Annotated in this window: 16 protein-coding genes; 10 read left to right on the top strand and 6 right to left on the bottom strand. The window is 42.6% G+C overall.

Annotation, left to right across the window (positions count from 1 at the left end; translation table 11 throughout):
- Positions 1 to 7 precede the first annotated feature (7 nt).
- The 4 genes from ACSX1H_RS17720 to ACSX1H_RS17705 all read right to left on the bottom strand — a co-directional run bounded on the left by ACSX1H_RS17720 (position 8) and on the right by ACSX1H_RS17705 (position 5111).
- Positions 8 to 1195, bottom strand: coding sequence for a SpoIIE family protein phosphatase (locus tag ACSX1H_RS17720; protein ID WP_439185583.1), 1188 nt, complete (start codon positions 1193 to 1195; stop codon positions 8 to 10).
- A complete protein-coding gene (locus ACSX1H_RS17715) occupies positions 1188 to 2897 on the bottom strand; it encodes a [Fe-Fe] hydrogenase large subunit C-terminal domain-containing protein (protein WP_439185581.1) in 1710 nt (569 codons plus the stop codon). The genes ACSX1H_RS17720 and ACSX1H_RS17715 overlap by 8 nt, the downstream gene beginning before the upstream one ends.
- Entirely contained in the window at positions 2888 to 3154 is a 267-nt protein-coding gene (locus ACSX1H_RS17710) for a (2Fe-2S) ferredoxin domain-containing protein (protein WP_439185580.1), read from the bottom strand. Before ACSX1H_RS17710 ends, ACSX1H_RS17715 begins: the two co-directional genes overlap by 10 nt.
- Before the next feature lie 187 nt (positions 3155 to 3341).
- The gene (locus ACSX1H_RS17705) at positions 3342 to 5111 is read right to left on the bottom strand and encodes a sigma-54 interaction domain-containing protein (protein WP_439185579.1); all 1770 of its coding nucleotides are present in this window, start codon (positions 5109 to 5111) and stop codon (positions 3342 to 3344) included.
- A 318-nt stretch (positions 5112 to 5429) separates the two neighbouring features.
- Between ACSX1H_RS17705 and ACSX1H_RS17700 the strand changes: the two genes are divergently transcribed.
- The 7 genes from ACSX1H_RS17700 (at position 5430) to ACSX1H_RS17670 (ending at position 10664) form a co-directional block, all read left to right on the top strand.
- Positions 5430 to 6110 (top strand): energy transducer TonB, encoded by a 681-nt coding sequence (locus tag ACSX1H_RS17700; protein ID WP_439185578.1) that lies wholly within the window; start codon positions 5430 to 5432, stop codon positions 6108 to 6110.
- Between the two features lie 119 nt (positions 6111 to 6229).
- Positions 6230 to 6397: a hypothetical protein gene (locus ACSX1H_RS17695; RefSeq protein ID WP_439185577.1), complete on the top strand. Its 168-nt coding sequence runs from the start codon at positions 6230 to 6232 to the stop codon at positions 6395 to 6397.
- 115 nt (positions 6398 to 6512) lie between these two features.
- On the top strand, positions 6513 to 7181 hold the full coding sequence (locus ACSX1H_RS17690) for an energy transducer TonB (RefSeq protein ID WP_439185576.1): 669 nt from the start codon (positions 6513 to 6515) through the stop codon (positions 7179 to 7181).
- 182 nt (positions 7182 to 7363) lie between these two features.
- Positions 7364 to 8380, top strand: coding sequence for a DUF4837 family protein (locus ACSX1H_RS17685; protein ID WP_439185575.1), 1017 nt, complete (start codon positions 7364 to 7366; stop codon positions 8378 to 8380).
- Between the two features lie 113 nt (positions 8381 to 8493).
- A complete protein-coding gene (locus tag ACSX1H_RS17680; protein ID WP_439185574.1) occupies positions 8494 to 9489 on the top strand; it encodes a tetratricopeptide repeat protein in 996 nt (331 codons plus the stop codon).
- Between the two features lie 103 nt (positions 9490 to 9592).
- Positions 9593 to 9787, top strand: a complete 195-nt coding sequence (locus tag ACSX1H_RS17675; protein ID WP_439185573.1) for a sporulation protein Cse60 — start codon at positions 9593 to 9595, stop codon at positions 9785 to 9787.
- 160 nt (positions 9788 to 9947) lie between these two features.
- The gene (locus ACSX1H_RS17670; protein WP_439185572.1) at positions 9948 to 10664 is read left to right on the top strand and encodes a phosphatase PAP2 family protein; all 717 of its coding nucleotides are present in this window, start codon (positions 9948 to 9950) and stop codon (positions 10662 to 10664) included.
- A 272-nt stretch (positions 10665 to 10936) separates the two neighbouring features.
- Here the strand turns inward: ACSX1H_RS17670 and ACSX1H_RS17665 are convergent, their stop codons facing one another.
- Positions 10937 to 12118: a hypothetical protein gene (locus ACSX1H_RS17665; RefSeq protein WP_439185571.1), complete on the bottom strand. Its 1182-nt coding sequence runs from the start codon at positions 12116 to 12118 to the stop codon at positions 10937 to 10939.
- A 200-nt stretch (positions 12119 to 12318) separates the two neighbouring features.
- Between ACSX1H_RS17665 and ACSX1H_RS17660 the strand changes: the two genes are divergently transcribed.
- The 3 genes from ACSX1H_RS17660 to ACSX1H_RS17650 all read left to right on the top strand — a co-directional run bounded on the left by ACSX1H_RS17660 (position 12319) and on the right by ACSX1H_RS17650 (position 15589).
- Positions 12319 to 12777 carry a hypothetical protein gene (locus tag ACSX1H_RS17660; RefSeq protein WP_439185570.1) on the top strand — a complete coding sequence of 153 codons (459 nt, stop codon included), beginning with the start codon at positions 12319 to 12321 and terminating at the stop codon, positions 12775 to 12777.
- Between the two features lie 139 nt (positions 12778 to 12916).
- Positions 12917 to 15169 carry a TonB-dependent receptor gene (locus ACSX1H_RS17655; protein WP_439185569.1) on the top strand — a complete coding sequence of 751 codons (2253 nt, stop codon included), beginning with the start codon at positions 12917 to 12919 and terminating at the stop codon, positions 15167 to 15169.
- Between the two features lie 81 nt (positions 15170 to 15250).
- A complete protein-coding gene (locus tag ACSX1H_RS17650) occupies positions 15251 to 15589 on the top strand; it encodes a heavy-metal-associated domain-containing protein (protein ID WP_439185568.1) in 339 nt (112 codons plus the stop codon).
- Between the two features lie 82 nt (positions 15590 to 15671).
- On the opposite strand, the gene ACSX1H_RS17645 is transcribed toward ACSX1H_RS17650, so the two are convergent.
- On the bottom strand, positions 15672 to 15887 hold a 216-nt coding region (locus ACSX1H_RS17645; RefSeq protein ID WP_439185567.1), incomplete at its 5' end, for a hypothetical protein.

The raw sequence follows: 15887 nt of genomic DNA, 5'->3' as shown, positions 1-15887 counted from the left end.
GGGTTTTTTATAAGTATTCGATTTCTATTGTTTTCAAAAATTTATCTTCAAGGATTGCTGCTATTTTTTTTATGATGTTTCGTCTTATTTCTAATTCTACTGGCAGGTTAGGGTCCTGATGGGCATTGTTGATTTGCGTTCCCGCCAAAATAAGTATTGAGTCACTGTCGAGCAGGAGTTGTACCATTCTCTCTGCCGGCCCGTCACCTTTTACCGTGTTGCCGCTGAGTTGCTCCAATAGGGATGATACTCTGCCCAAGGTAAGTATGCCTTCGGTGATGAGATCTATGCCCTTCATTTCGGCCACAGGTGGTAGTTCCGGGTTATAGTTGTTCAGATCAATTCGAATCTCGCGATTTAACTCTCGCGAGATAATTTTGGAGGTGGTGCCACCACAAATTATTTTCTTTCCCGTAAAACTGTCCATTCGTTCAGCCAACAGGGCATCACAGTTTTTATGATAGGGAGGGCCCGATGCTAAAATTAGTTTGCGAGGTTCACGGCAATAAATGACCTGGCAGGTGGCATCATCAACAAAACTGTCCGCATCATGCGCTTTGGCCCGTTGCATAATCTTGCGTGCCAGGGCTCGCGCCGAGAGGTTGGGGCTTCTTTCTATGCTTTCCTGTATAAAGTACTTAAGGCCATCATCGCCCCAGCCAAAAGGAGTTCTTGGGTTTCCCATGCCTGCTTGAGTAATGCCATCCGATACCATGATGATGCGATCCTCTTTTTGAAGCTTTATGTTTGAATAATGCACTTCAGCAGCGATGCCATCCGGACGCTGAACAGGTTTTTTAACCGGTTTCAGGTCGATGAATGCGCCTTCGCGATAAATCAAAACGGCCGGGTTGTCATACTCCACAATACTGGCATCCCCAAAGCAATTAATGTCCAGGATGCTAAATGTGGAGTAGCTAATTTGGCGCTTCGAGTCGACGGGCAAGGTATTCATGATAAAATCGGCCGTGTGCTCGAGCGGATCATTCTTCGCAGTAAATTGCAGGGCCATACTGGTAGTCATGGTTGCCAGTATGTTTGCTTTCACTCCTGAACCCAGGCCATCTGACAAAACAGTGATCAGTCGATCCTCCTCTTTGAGTTTGCGCGATTCACATGAATCACCACAAACATTTTCGCTCGCCTTGCGTTCCTGGCAAATTTCCGCCTCTATGTAAAAGCATTTGTTATGCATCCTCTTTATTTTGGGCTTCTAAAATGGAGTTCAACAAGGAGTCGGTGTAGGAGGCATTCTCTCCCAGCAGGAAAGCAATTTTTTGAACGGTTTCCATGTTCTTTTTAATCACTTCCCGTGTTCTTTTCTCAACAATGTCTTTTCTGAATTGCGGTTGCTGTGCGCTTTGTATGATGCCAGTAACGAGTTTGTGTTTTTGAATGTTAAAAATGGATAGCTGCAGGTTTTTATTGTTCTCGGTAACGGGTAGTTCGTAATACTCTTTACCTGTATGCAGAGCGGTTTTGAATAGTTTGGCAAAGTTGCCCAGCTTATCAAGGTCGGCACCGCGCATGCCCGGGTTGGCTTCGTAGCACAGCTCAGTTTCTGCTCCCATTAGCCGGGCAAAGCTGGCATTCATTTCAACAACTTTGTAGTCATCATCAATAATGACAACGCCCGATGGAATTTTTTGTACGAGAATTGTGGCTTTGTGGTGAGCAACCATTCGCATGTAGGAAACACACATGGCTGATTCAGCATTGCCACTCAAAAGAGCATTGGCAAAGTCGCGGCAGGTATCATAGCCGCAGCCACTGCAGTTTAGCTCATCTGCTACACTGGTTTTTCCAATGCTGTGCAAGGCGTCTTTTATTTGCTCAGCTTTATGTTGTTCTTTTTCAACGGTTTCGATATTAAAGAAGTCTCGCTCAATATTAATAACCTGCTCATCTTTGCTTGAACGAGTTACGTTTTTCTGGCGATGGGCAAAACTTTTTCTGACACTCAGCGAACGGGCTGCTATGTTCGAATTACAGCTCATGCCTGGTCCGTTGACGCAGCCGGCTTCGCAGGCCAGAAGCTCCAAAAATAATGGTTTATCCTGGCCCAGTTCATGGAGGTTGTCCAGTACATTGCGTATCATGTTTCGTCCGGTAAAGCTCATAAAGGTGCTCTCTCCATTGCAGTTTTCTCGCTTGATGGTTTCTACCATGCCACCATCTAATGGATAAATGACACCTTCATGAGCTTCTTGAGGAGTAAAGTTTAGGTTATTAGTTGTCAGTGTATGTGCTTTTTCTGTTTTAATCCATTCATTCAATTCCTGAAAGGTGATGGCCACGTTTACCAGCTCAGAATCATCAGCCTCCGACTTTTTGCCAATACATGGGCCAATGAATACCACTCCGATGTCGTTTCCATACCATTGTCGTAGCAGACGTGCGTGGGTCAGCATGGGCGACATATATGGGGTTATTGCCATGGTGTGCTGCGGATAGTATTTCCGTATCAACTCAACCACTACCGGGCAGGCAGAGGAGATGTAAGCCCCTGATTGTCTGATGTTGAGGTATTTAGCAATCTGTCGGGAAACTTCCTGCGCACCTATAGCTGTTTCAGACACACCGGTGAAGCCCAGGTTGGTTAATGCGTTTAAAATATACTGGGCATCCGTTCCGTACTCTGCTACATATGAAGGGGCCAGCGAAACATACACTTCCTTCTTTTCTTTCAGCAGCAGCTTCACTCTCGAAATACCATCGCGTACTTTTTTGGCGCCAGTTGGGCAGATTTCAACACAGTGGCCACAATAAATACACAATGTGTCCACCACTGATGCCCGGTTATCGCTCACCTTTATTGCCTTGGTAGGGCATTCGCGAATGCATTTGTAGCAGTCTTTGCAATCGTTGGTTTCGGTGTAGATGGGTTTTAAAGGCATGCTGCTTTATCAAAGTGGTTGGTTAAAATACTTTCGAGGTTGCTTTTGGTGACTTCTTCGAAAACAGAGTCGTCGATTTCAATCACTGGCCCTCGGTTGCATAGTTCGTTGCATAAGTGGCCTCTAAAATCGATTCGTGATTCAATGTCACGTTCTTTCAGAAAATCCTGGATGATCTTTAGGTTCTCGGCATTTCCTCTGGAATGACAAGAGCTGCCCAGGCATATCAGAATCTTATGAGAGATGTTTGCTTCCATGTGGTATTTATTTGATTATCTGGTTGCGAAGGGCATGCCAAAAGGGACAAGTGCTAGATTATCAATAAATAGTGAAAAAAAACTGTAATTAGTAGGGGAGTGCTCTAATAAGACTGTCCTAAATATGAACATACCTCCAAATAAACTGTATTAATACAAGACAGTGTCCTAAAATAGGACGTATGATTTAATTAATCAAAATATTGTATTTCCGCAGTTTGAGGTACAGTGTGTTTCGACTCAGTCCCAGTGAGCGCGCCGACTGAGTCATGTTGTTGTTGAAGTGGGCAAGAGTTCTTAGGATGAGCTCCTTCTCCATTTCTTTAACGCTTGTTAGCTGAAGGGGTGTTCCCGCATCTGCCGCCTGTTTAAAAGTGTCCAGGTCGGGCTGTCGGTCGGGCTGACTTTCTTTCTTTAGGCTTTCGAACGAAATGTCTCCATCCAGAATAACATACTGTTCAATGGCATTTTCAAGTTCTCGGATATTCCCTGGCCAGTCGTAGTCCAAAAATTGTTGCAGGGTGGAGTAGCGGATGGACGGTACCTGCTTTTGCAGGCGGACTGATTTTTTGTTTAGAAAAAAGCGTATTAGCGAAGGTAAATCTTCCATGCGCTCTCTTAAAGCCGGAATTTTTAGAGGAATGACACTGAGGCGATAAAATAAATCCAGCCGGAAGTTGCCTTTGTCAACCTCTTCCTTGAGGTTTTTATTGGTAGCAGCAATGATGCGCACGTCAACCGGAATGGTTTTTTCACCACCAACTCTGGTAATGGCACTTTCTTGTATAGCCCTTAATAGTTTGACCTGCACTTCGGGTTTCATATCGCCTACTTCATCCAGAAATAAGGTACCACCGTTAGCCAGCTCAAACTTGCCTGGATGCCCCCCTTTTTTTGCGCCGGTAAAAGCTCCATCATCATAGCCAAATAGTTCGCTTTCGATGAGGTTGTCGCTAATAGCCGCGCAGTTGATGGCAACAAAGCCTTTGTCTCGCCGGCCGCTGGCATTGTGAATGCTTTGAGCAAACACTTCTTTACCTGTACCACTTTCAGCTTCAATAAGTATGGTGGAGGGGCTGTCGGAAATGTTTTTGGCAAAGTCAACCAGCTTCCGCATTTTCTGGCTTTTGGCAATAATATCTTTAAAGGTAAACCGAGCCTGCATTCCGGTATACTTATTAACCAGGTGGTATACATTTTCCAGTTCGCGAATGGCTATTACCAGCCCGATAAGTTTTACTTGTTCCTGGTCGAGAATGGGCGTTACTGTCACATTATATTTTGCCTTGCGTTCTGCAGTAGTGATAGCGATTTCCTCATTAATGAATTTTTCCCCAGAACTGACCAGTTGGTAAATGTTGTTCCAGTTAGCTATTAGGTTTCGAATGGGAATTTTCAGGAGATCGCGCCTGCGGATATTCACCCACTGACAGGCCTGGTTATTGGCATATTTTATTTCACCTGTAGTACTGACTGATATGACTCCGATTTTTAGGGCATTCATCATGGCAAATGTAAACTGATGCGTGTCATCCATCTGTTTTTGCATGTCAGCCCCTTTTAACAGCGCATTAATATTGGTGTTGATGACAGATAAGGCCAGTTTGAGCCAGGGGAAATCGATGTCAATTGATGAAATTAAATACACTCTGTAAGGAAGCTGGCGGGTCCCTTGTCCCTGATATTTGACCAGGTTGTAAACCGAGTTGCCCATGTGTACAATGCCCTGAAGCAGTTTTTTCTCCCACTGGATTCGTTCCTCAATCACCTGCCAGTTCTGCCCTTTGCTTAAAGTGAATTTTTTCGGGAATGATAGGTTGCCATGTAGCTGAACGATAAGTCCTTGTTCGTCCACAACAATAAGTTTGAAAAAAGCAGTATCCATGCTCTTTACAAACAGACTTAAGGCCTCGTTCAGAAGGGATTTATTGGGTGTTGAAGCACGGTGTAGGTTCATTGTCAGCCAGTGGATTATTGCTAAAAGCTATTTGCTCCTACAAAATTAGTCTTTTTAATTACTTAGCTGCAAAACCTGGCAGGCTGTTTTCGCCCAGATGGGCGGCATTGTGGGACTGGCTGGGTCAAGGCATTTCTCTGTCTTAGATGAGTTGATGTTATGTAAGTAATTGTACTACTGTATTTAGTGTTTTGTTTGGAGTGATTTTTATGGAAGAGCCCAGTTTTTGGTATACCTATTGGAAATAGAGTTGATGCAGCTGCAAGGCCATCAGGTCCTACAGTAGTCAAGCAAATAAACCCAATAAATAAAAGGCTTATGGAAGTTAAGAAAAGTAAGAAAGCAGACCTTGAACGTAAGCGTTCACTTTTTTTTCAAATAGGACTGATCGTGACATTAGCGGCTATACTAGTAGCTTTTGAATGGAGTACAGTAGATCCTAACACAAATATTTTGGCTTGGCATGATGAAGAGGTAATTGAAGAGGAAGCGCCTCCAATTACGCGCCACGAGGAGATAAAGCCACCGCCGCCGCCACCACCGCCCAAAGCCACGGATATTATTCAGATTGTGGATAACGATGTTGAACTGGAGGAGGAGCTACAGATAGACGATGTGGATATGGACGAGGATTTTGAAGTGGATTTATCTCAGCTCAACATGGATGAAGAGGACAGTGAAGAGCAAATTTTTATCGTTGTTGAGGAGATGCCTAAGTTTCCAGGTGGGACAGCCGCTCTGTTAAAGTACATCTCTTCCAATGTTAAATACCCCGTAATATGTCAGGAGAACGGCGTTCAGGGCAGCGTCAGTGTTTCTTTTGTCATTAACGAAAAAGGCGAAGTAACAAATGTAAAAGCATATCGAGGCAGTGACCCTAATCTGGAACGGGAAGCTTTGCGCGTGGTTCAGTCGATGCCCAGGTGGACACCAGGAAAGCAGAGAGGAAGAGCCGTAAAAGTGTCTTATACTGTTCCGGTGCGTTTTAGGCTGCAATAGCAGCAATGTTTAATCATTGTAAAAAAGTATTGTGTATGAATAAATAGGAAAATGACACCCCTTTAACATTGAGAAAACGTTCTCAATGAATTTTTCAGAATAAAAAGCCAATGTTTCGCATGACCCTGCAAGGTTTCGAATTGAAAGATGAAAAAATGAAACATTGGCTTTTTTGTGCCTTTGTGGCTGAAAGCTGTGAGCGGAATCGCCCGGTCGGGCGGTGTGAAGCCGCCTTAAAAGAGTTCCCTTTTTTTAAGTCAAATAAAATGGCAGGCTCTAGTGTCTAATCAATCAGTTAGTTAGCTGGTTAGTAGAGGACAAATAAGTAAACCGGATAATAAATGGAACACTGCTTTAAACGACTAAAGCAACTAACATTAGTAACCTCATAAATATATCGTCATGAAAGCAAAAAAATATAGACACGCCGACCTGGAAAATAAGCGAAGTATCTTTTTTCAAATAGGACTAATTATTGCTTTAGGGGCTTCTCTGGCCGCTTTTGAGTGGGGAACAACTTCTGCCCCTGGCGGGCAGTTGGTAGAGGTGGACCACTATGCCGAAGTGCCTGAAATGATGCCGATAACCAAGCAGGAGGCGCCCAAAAAGGAGTTGCCAAAATTAAAACAGCCCGATGTATTAACGATAGTCAAAGAAATTGAAGAGGGAAGGGAGCTAGACACTCACTTTACAAGCGAAGACTTAGGAGAACCTGTTGAAATTCCTGAGATGACTCCCGAAACCGAATCGGAGCCTGCCACCTTTTATGTGGTTGAGCACATGCCCAAATTCCCTGGCGGACAGGAAGCTCTGCTGCGTTACATTGCTACAAGTATCAAATACCCTGCAATATGTGTTGAGACGGGCATCTTTGGGAAAGTATACATTTCGTTTGTGGTGAATGAAAAAGGCCATGTAGCAGATGCTAAGGTTGTTCGTAGTCCGGATGCTAATTTGTCTGCCGAGGCCTTGAGAGTGGTGACTAGCATGCCACAATGGACTCCCGGACGCCAGCGGGATAAAGCGGTTAGAGTTGCCTTTACAATACCGGTAAATTTCGTGCTGCAATAAATCTTCAAACCAATCTATATATAGGAACGGCACTGGTTGGATTTTAAACTATTGTTTCATCCGTGCCTAAAGATTGAGCGATTATAAAGGTTCAATTGGTGTCGTTTCCAATTATTCATGCACAGCTCCTCTACCAAGTTCTTTCCTTGAAGTTTATCTTTTTAACCTTAAAAACAGGTCGTATGAAAAATTATATCAATACAATTAGTAATCGTATCTGGTTACTGGCCCTAACAGTTGTAGTATCAGTTATTGTTGCGGCAGCTTGTGCCGACAGATCTATAAAAGTTAAACCGCGTGCCATTGGCTCCCCAGGAGAATTACTGGTGGTAATTGATGATGAATATTGGAATGCTCAAACCGGACAATTTCTAAAAGGTTTGCTGACCGATGAGTTTCCGGCTTTGCCGCAAGGCGAGGCTTTGTTTAAAAAGACCCGTATTTCCTACAGTCAGTTTGTCAAGCATTTTCGCACCTACCGCAATATCCTGTTAATAGCAATTCGTTCAACCGAAAGTTCCAACCGTGTTGAGTATCGGCGTCATACATGGGCCATGAATCAGAGCGTTGCCGAAGTAATTGCCCAAACTCCTCAAGAGATGGAGTATTTGTTGGAACAGAAATGGGGCAGCCTCAAGGGCTTTTTTTATAAGGGTGATATCGCATCTATGGCCGAGGCCTATACGTACAATTATCAGCCCGAAGCGGTTGAGCATATTCAAAATCAGCACGACTTAACAATGTACTTACCCAAAGGGTTTAAAGTGAAGAAGTCGGATAGCCTCTTTACCTGGCTCGACACGCAACGCCTGGGCAGTCAACTAGGGGTGCTTATATACCGCTGTCCGCTCGATTCCATAGGGCATATTGATTCACAAAAGCTGATTAGGGTTCGTAATAACTTGCTTCGGAAAAAAGTGCCCGGAGAAAATAAGGGCTCATTCATGACCACAGAGGCCCAGTTTCCTGTATCAGTAAGGAAAACTGAATTTGCCAACCACCAATGGACCGAGTTGCGTGGTTTATGGAAAGTACAAGGCGATTTTATGGGCGGACCTTTTATCGATTATTTTTGTCAGGATCAGGAGAATAATCAGTTATTAATGATTAGTGGATATGTTTATGCACCAGCTAAGCCGAATAAAGGCATCTATATGCGGGAGTTGGAGGCCGTGCTCAAAACCATAAAATTGAATTAGGCAACCGGCCATTGCAGGTTAATAAGTAGTGGGCAGACCGTTAATAAGCGTTAATTTGCTTCCACTTATTGAAAAAAGTTGATGAAGAAAGAATAAAAGTCTATCATTACAGCATGAGATATGCATTTTTATTGGTAATGATGGGCTTTTTTACGTTGCAGGCCCAGCAGACCGAAACGGAAAAATTTATTAAGCAGGGACAGGCTTTGTTCGGCCATCAACTTTATGAAGATGCCATTAACAAATTCAAACAGGCAATTGCTTTTGATAAAAAGTGTCTTGAGGCGCATTACGAGCTGGCATATACGTATTTAACCATTAAGGATTATGACGAGGCACTATATTACAGCCGTAATGTATTGGGCGAAAGAAATGAGTATTGGGTAGATGCTTTGCTGATTTATGGAGCGGTTCTCACGCAAAAAGGTAAGATGAAAGCCGCTGTCCGGGAGTATCGAAAAGCACTGAAGGACTATCCGCAGGAGTACCTGTTGTATTATAACATCGCAGATAATTATCGTTTGCTAAAGGAAGAAAACAAGGCAGAGCAAGCCATTATAAAATGTTTGCAGCTGAATAGGAATCACATTCCCAGCCATGTGCTTTTGTCTTCTGTGATGAAAACAAAAGGAGAAGTGCTGAAAAGTATGCTGCCTCTTTATTACGCCATACTGATTGAGGTGGATGAACAGCGCAAACTTGAGTTACTGAATGATTTACAGGTCCGGTGGCGGGTGGCAATGGTGCAAAAACCCCAAGCCAGCAAACCGGTAAGTAAGCATTCACGTGTTTCGGGACTGGCCGTAGCCGAATCGAAGCTGAATAGCATTGCGCGCGAAACATCGGTAAATCATCCGGAAGAGCCCTACACGTTCATTAATCAAACCGTGATGCTGCTATCCATGCTAAGCGAAGTGCAGACGGGGGAATTGGATTATTTTGATATTCGCTATGTTGACTTCTTCAATCGCCTCTATCGCGCCGGGCATGCACAGTCGTTTGCTAATTTCATTTGCAGTGCCAAGTATAATGCCGAAATACTGCTTTGGCTGGCAGATAATCAGTCTCAGTTTAGTGCTTTTATAAACTGGATGGAGCTGCAGCAATAATTATTCTTGTATTTTATCAAAAATTGCTAAGCTTTTTGAATCTAAAACCGGCCTCCGACGTAGGAGAATGAAAAATTGATGTTGAACCATTAAATGAGGTGATATGAGTAAAGTTTTAACAAAGCATTTTCAATATACAGGAACCGATGATTTCGATAAGTCATTGGATGAGCAGATTAATGATTTCATCCAAAAGGAAGCTATCACGACTGATGATCTGATCGATATCAAGTTCAGTGGTCATGCCGATCAGGGAGTTGCCACCTATTCTGCACTTCTGTTGTATAAGAAGTACTAAGTTATTCAGGGGAACACACGTTGTTATTTATAGCAATGCAGCCCCTGAATTATTTTAATTTTCTGCGCATTATAATGGAAGAGCCTCGAGTTGGCTTAATTACTAACAGCTAAAAGCTGATGTGCAAAAGGCTGTTTCGCCAGGTACCTTATTTTGTACCATGAGTATAAAGATTTCATTATTCCTTGCTGCCGTTCTGGCATGTTCGACTCTAACGGGCCAACAACAAGCCGATATAGAGAACGATTACCAACTACAATTAAAAAACTATCGTAAAAATGTGGCGCGCATCACCATTGTTGGCAGTTCATGCTTAGCACTGGCTTTTTGTGCAGATACACCTGTCAGATCCTGGATGCAAAGCCATCAGAGTGCATTTGGGGATGGATACGCTGATGTGGCTAACCTCTTTGGGGAGAAGTTGTTTATAGTACCAGCGGTAGGATTGTCATACGGCGCCGGGTATTTATTTGAAGACAGTAAACTGAAAGCAAGTTCCTGGAATGCCATCAAAGCGATTGCAACCACAGCTGTTGCAACCGAACTACTTAAAGTGTCTTTGGGTCGTGCCCGGCCATTTACCGGAGAAGGTGCCAAGTCCTTTCATCCCTTTAATGGTGCCGATGAGTATAAATCATTGCCCTCAGGACATGTTGCATTGGCTTTCGCGGCATTTACTCCTTATGCCGAAACCTATGGCAGGTGGCTTTATGCTGTGCCTGCTTCTGTTGCTTTTGCCCGGGCATATAAAAATAAACATTGGTTATCCGATACTGTTTTAGGAGCCGGTCTTGGATTTTTAAGTGGTTGGCTTTTTACTCATCACCCCAAAAGCAATATTGAAGTATCAGCAAATGGGGTGATTGTCTTTTTTTAGCGTCTAAAAGTGTCCCGCCTAAAGTTAAAAATCATTAACAGAGCCATATTGAATATATTTGGCATGCATGTTGATATGATTATATCTGTAGATTTTTTTCATAGATTTGGGTTTAGGTTATTGAGAAGCCAGCTTTACGCTTAGTGTTAAAGCTGGTTTTTTTATTTTGAATTGTCAGCTCAATAGCTGTTAGTACTTCTTGGTAGATTTTGTTTCCAAATTGAGTGTGATGAGCATGTACTCTCATTGTTTTAATTTTCTATTAACAAGCATTAATCTATCTGTCCCCAGGCAGCAAAGCGAGTGTCTGCTGTAAAAGGGGTCAGCGGAAACCAGCCTTCAATAATCTTCTGTTCTTGTGTTTTTACAGGATGTGCTAATGTTTTTTCCATTAAAAACCGGGGAGCTTCGCCAGGCTGAAATTGTGAAATCTTCCAAGTGCCTTTAGTTGTTGGGTGGAGCAGTTTTTTAATGGCCATATTCACCAGTCCCATATTGCACCTCAGGTTTGCTTCCACCAAGGGATAAAATTTTAGTTGTTGCTGATGGTCGGTGATAAACATCGCGTCAATTCCAACAGGCCCCTGGTATTTTTGAGGAATTCCGAGTGTTTGCATGCTCGTACTGATTAAATCAGCCAAGTCTTTCAGCCAGTTGTTGTTTAAAGGGAGTTTATCAGCAACAGATTCTGGCGTATGAAAATATTCCTTGCTAAAATGGCCTTGTTGGTCGGCATCAAAGAAGTTGAGACCTAAAAAATCGATGGTGCCATCGGGTTGAATCATAAACTGTAGAGAAGCATCTTGTACTTTGTGGTAGATTGGTTCTGCAACTACGGCGCCTTGTTTTCTGAGTTGCGCCTCCAGCCAATTCTGACTTTTAGATAGCTCATGCGTGTTGCGAATAAATTGCAATCCTCGGCCCGAAGAGCTCCAGAGGGTTTTTATGACCATGCCATTGGGATACTTATTTAGGCACTCTTCGGCCGAGCTGGTACTCCTGATTGTTAACGGCAGGCTCGGTATGGTTACAAATGCTGGTAAGCGGTGTTTGTTTAGCTCCTTTATTAGTTCAACGCTTGTTTCCCGGCTAAAAAAACGCCTGAGTTGCGAAGGTGATTTCAAAATATTTAAGGAGCTCAAGCCAAGAGATGAGGCATAATGTTGGTGAATGACCGGACTCCAACCCCAGGGAAAGAGGTCTGTAATGGCCGCTTGCTGTAGAGTCGATTTGTTAATAAAACAAGGGAGATGGATGCCTAAGCGCTTCCAAAATATTGCAAACGCTTCATCATCACCCTCGTAGAGCAGGTAATCATTGTTGCGCCCCAAAAATGCCATTAAAGGACTTATGTCTGCTTCAAACTGTGCCAATTGCCTGGATGGCATATAGCTATAGGTGCCGTTTTCAACAGCCATGTCGCAGGTTGGATTGTAAATAAACAGTTTTGCCATTTGGCAAAAATAGTTGGTTTAAGCGGAAAATTTGCTCAGGAGCTTCAATACCTGTTGAAGTCTTATTTTAATCGCATGGCTTCGGCATAGTGTTTGCTAAGCGCTGTTAGAGTAGTAAGAATCTTATTTCGTATTCAGGTGATGTAAATCACTTGTTAAAATGTTGTGTAGATTCCTTGTTTTTGTTTTTTTTGTAGGCGATGAAATCAAACAAGTTCCTTTATAGAGCATTTAGCATCTTAGTGCTAATGGCCATGTTGCCATCAGTGTTGGGTGTGCACGTATTTCATCATCATTGCAACGGGTGTGAGGAGAATGAAACCATTGCCCGGATGTTAACAACCATCCATTCACATGATCATGACTGCCCAGCTTGTACTTGTCAGGTGGCAAGTCAGTCTAGCCAGGAAGGGGTTTCCCATGACATACAACATCACGACAGTGATTGTAAACACGATTTTAAAAAAGCGGCTTTTGAAGGGCAAAGAGCTGATTTAAAGTATAAATGGCAGGCTGAGGTTATTGCTCTAAACCATTTTAGCTGGCTACCGACAGATTTGTTAAGAGGCCAATTTACACCACAAAAAAACTTCTGTTACGTAATTCTGAAGATTCCGGACGAAACTTCGCCCGAGATGAATTGCGTCTTTCTTTTATGATTTCCTTAACGCTTTAAGCGAACTTTTTTAGTTTAAATTAAATAGACTCCATGCTTAGTGTGGGGCTGTGAATTAGTATAAGTAATTAAGGATAGCCTTTGCGGTTAACGTGAATTGCAAAGGAGGGAAAGAATCAAATATGAATCGAATATATATAGTTGCATTGCTATTGATTAGCAGGCTCTCGGTTTTTGCACAAGCCAGCGAAGAAGTGACAGGGGTAGTAAAAGCTAACGAAAAGGGCAAAAATATTGAACTTGTTGGGGCGAACGTCTATTGGGCGGACACCCAGATAGGGACAGTCACTGATTTTAAAGGCGAATTTGTGATTGACCGATACGGGAGTAATACGCAGCTGGTTGTTAGCTATATAGGTTATGAAACTGACACCATAGATATTAGTAATAACCGTTTTGTAGAAGTGGTGTTGCAGAGTGATGAACTCGATGAGGTACTTGTTGCCGGCAAAAAAGCAGGATCGCACATGTCACGCATGGATCCGATGACAAAGGTAAATATAACAGGGGCTGAATTGTGTAAGGCGGCCTGTTGTAATTTAAGCGAAAGCTTTGAAACCAATGCCTCGGTCGATGTTTCCTATTCAGATGCCGCAACCGGAGCTAAGCAAATTCAATTGCTGGGTCTGTCGGGCAATTATGTGCAAATGATGACTGAAAACATACCCAACTTTCGCGGTTTGGCAACGCTTTACGGGCTCAACTATATTCCTGGTGCCTGGATGGAGTCCATTCAGATATCAAAAGGCACATCAACTGTTGTCAATGGTTATGAGTCTTTAACAGGTCAAATCAATGTGGAGTACAAAAAGCCTGTTGATTCAGAAAGGTTTTTTCTGAATATGTATGCCAACCATACCGGGCGTTGGGAAAGCAACGTTAATGGCTCCATTCATATCAACGATAAATGGACAACCGCAGTTTTAGCTCACTATTCCGAAGACCAAAAGTCAACGGATGAAAACGACGATGGATTTAGAGATGAGCCCTTACTTAAGCAGGTTAACTTTATTAATCGCTGGGATTACAACAATAAAAAGGGATTCACTTCTCAAATTGGTATAAAAGTGTTGGATGAAAACCGTCTCGGCGGTCAAATGGGCTTTACAGGCAGTCGCCCGGACGATCAAAATATTGGTAGTGCAGGCCAGTTATATGGGATTAATATTGATACCCGAAGGTATGAAGGGTTTTATAAGGCCGGGTATATGTTTGATGACGACATCACTAGTGTAGCTTTAGTAGCCAACTATTCTTTTCATGAGCAAAACTCATTTTATGGCAGGAAGCAGTATGATGCCAGTCAAAAGTCATTCTATGCTAACCTGATTTTTCAATCTATAATTGGGAATGAAAGCAATAAGTTCAGTACCGGACTAAGTGTTCAGGCAGATGAATTTGATGAGCAGCTCTGGATGAACTTTATGGCACCTGATACGAGGCAGTGGCTCAACAGAAATGAATTCGTTCCCGGCGCGTATTTTCAGTATACTTACACACTGCCCGAACATTTGACAATTATAGCCGGAGGTCGTGTTGATTACCACAATGAATTTGGAACGATGCTGACACCGCGTTTGCATATCAAGTATAACCTGACACCGAACACCATAATCAGGGCTTCCGCTGGTAAAGGCTATCGAACACCAAATGTATTGGCTGAAAACAGTTACTTGTTGGCGAGTTCTCGTCAAATAAATATCACCGATAATATTGATCAGGAAGAAGCTTGGAATTATGGAGCCAATATTACGCAGTATATTGATATAGCTGGGAGAGAATTGACTCTTAATGCCGAGTATTACCGCACAGATTTTGAAAATCAGCTGGTCGTGGATGCCGACCAGAGTGTGAATGCCGTCTATTTTTATAATCTGGATGGCAGGTCTTATGCCAACAATTTTCAGGTGGAAGGAAAGTATGAATTATTGAGAGGCTTGGATGTGGTGGCCGCCTGGCGCCTTAATGATGTAAAAACAACTTACAATGGAGAGCTGATGGATCGCCCCTTAATCAGTAGGGCAAAAGGATTGGTAAACCTGTCGTATTCAACCCCACTTAAGAAATGGCAGTTTGATTTTACAACCCAGTTTAATGGCGAAGGACGCATTCCCTCTACTCTGAGTAACCCTGAAGAGTATCGGCGAGCAGAATCTTTTGGTGCTTATCAGGTGGTTAATGCCCAGGTCACCAAGTATTTCCGCAAATGGAATGTTTATATAGGAGCTGAGAACCTGGGAGACTTCAAGCAGGATAATCCAATTATTGCCGGAAGCGATCCATTTGGTGAGCACTTCGATAGCTCTTTGATTTGGGGACCAGTCATGGGACGGCGATTTTATTTTGGACTCCGTTTTTCAATAGACAGAGAGTAAGTTAAATTAAGATAGAATAAGGTATAGGAAGTTTCAGAGCCTGTTTTCATCTTTTAATATTGAATGATAAACTATAAACGTATGAAAAAACTATTAGTAATTGCTTTAATGGCCTTTGTTATAAATGCATATGCCGACGATAAGAAAAAGAAGGTGGCAGAGGTAACCTATAAGGTAGAAATGGATTGTCAGAGTTGTGTTAATAAAATCACAAAGAATATCGCGTTTGAAAAAGGCGTGAAAGATTTGAAGGTTGACATGGAGGGACAAACGGTTACGGTCAAGTATCGTGACGATAAAACCAACAAGGAAGAGCTAGTTAAAGCTTTTGAAAAACTGGACTTCAAAGCTGAAGAGTTGAAAGAAGATGAGGTTGTTAAACCAAAAGAAAAGTGTTGTGAAGGACATCATCATCACTAGTTCTTATTCAATACCGTATTAAGGCTCCCTTGGGGGCCTTTCTTTTTTTTAAGAAAATAATCTGATTCCAATTATCGCATTATCAGTTGTTAAGTATTGATTTGGGTGTAGGGTGGGGCATTTGGGCGAAAAATAAATTTGCATATTCGCAAAATACTTCCTTATTTTGCACCCGCTTTTGAGGATAATGGTACTCGTGGGAAGGCAGGATTGATAAGGGTTTCAGGCATTTATCGATACGTAATGAAAGGTAATAAGAGTTGGTCTTGACAGGGGCTTCGATAAGTAATATATTAGC

It is taken from the genome of Carboxylicivirga taeanensis, assembly GCF_051851475.1.
Taxonomy (GTDB): Bacteria; Bacteroidota; Bacteroidia; order Bacteroidales; family Marinilabiliaceae; genus Carboxylicivirga; species Carboxylicivirga taeanensis.
The sequence above is the reverse complement of the archived record's forward strand: the minus strand, read 5'-3'. Positions and strand labels throughout refer to the sequence as shown.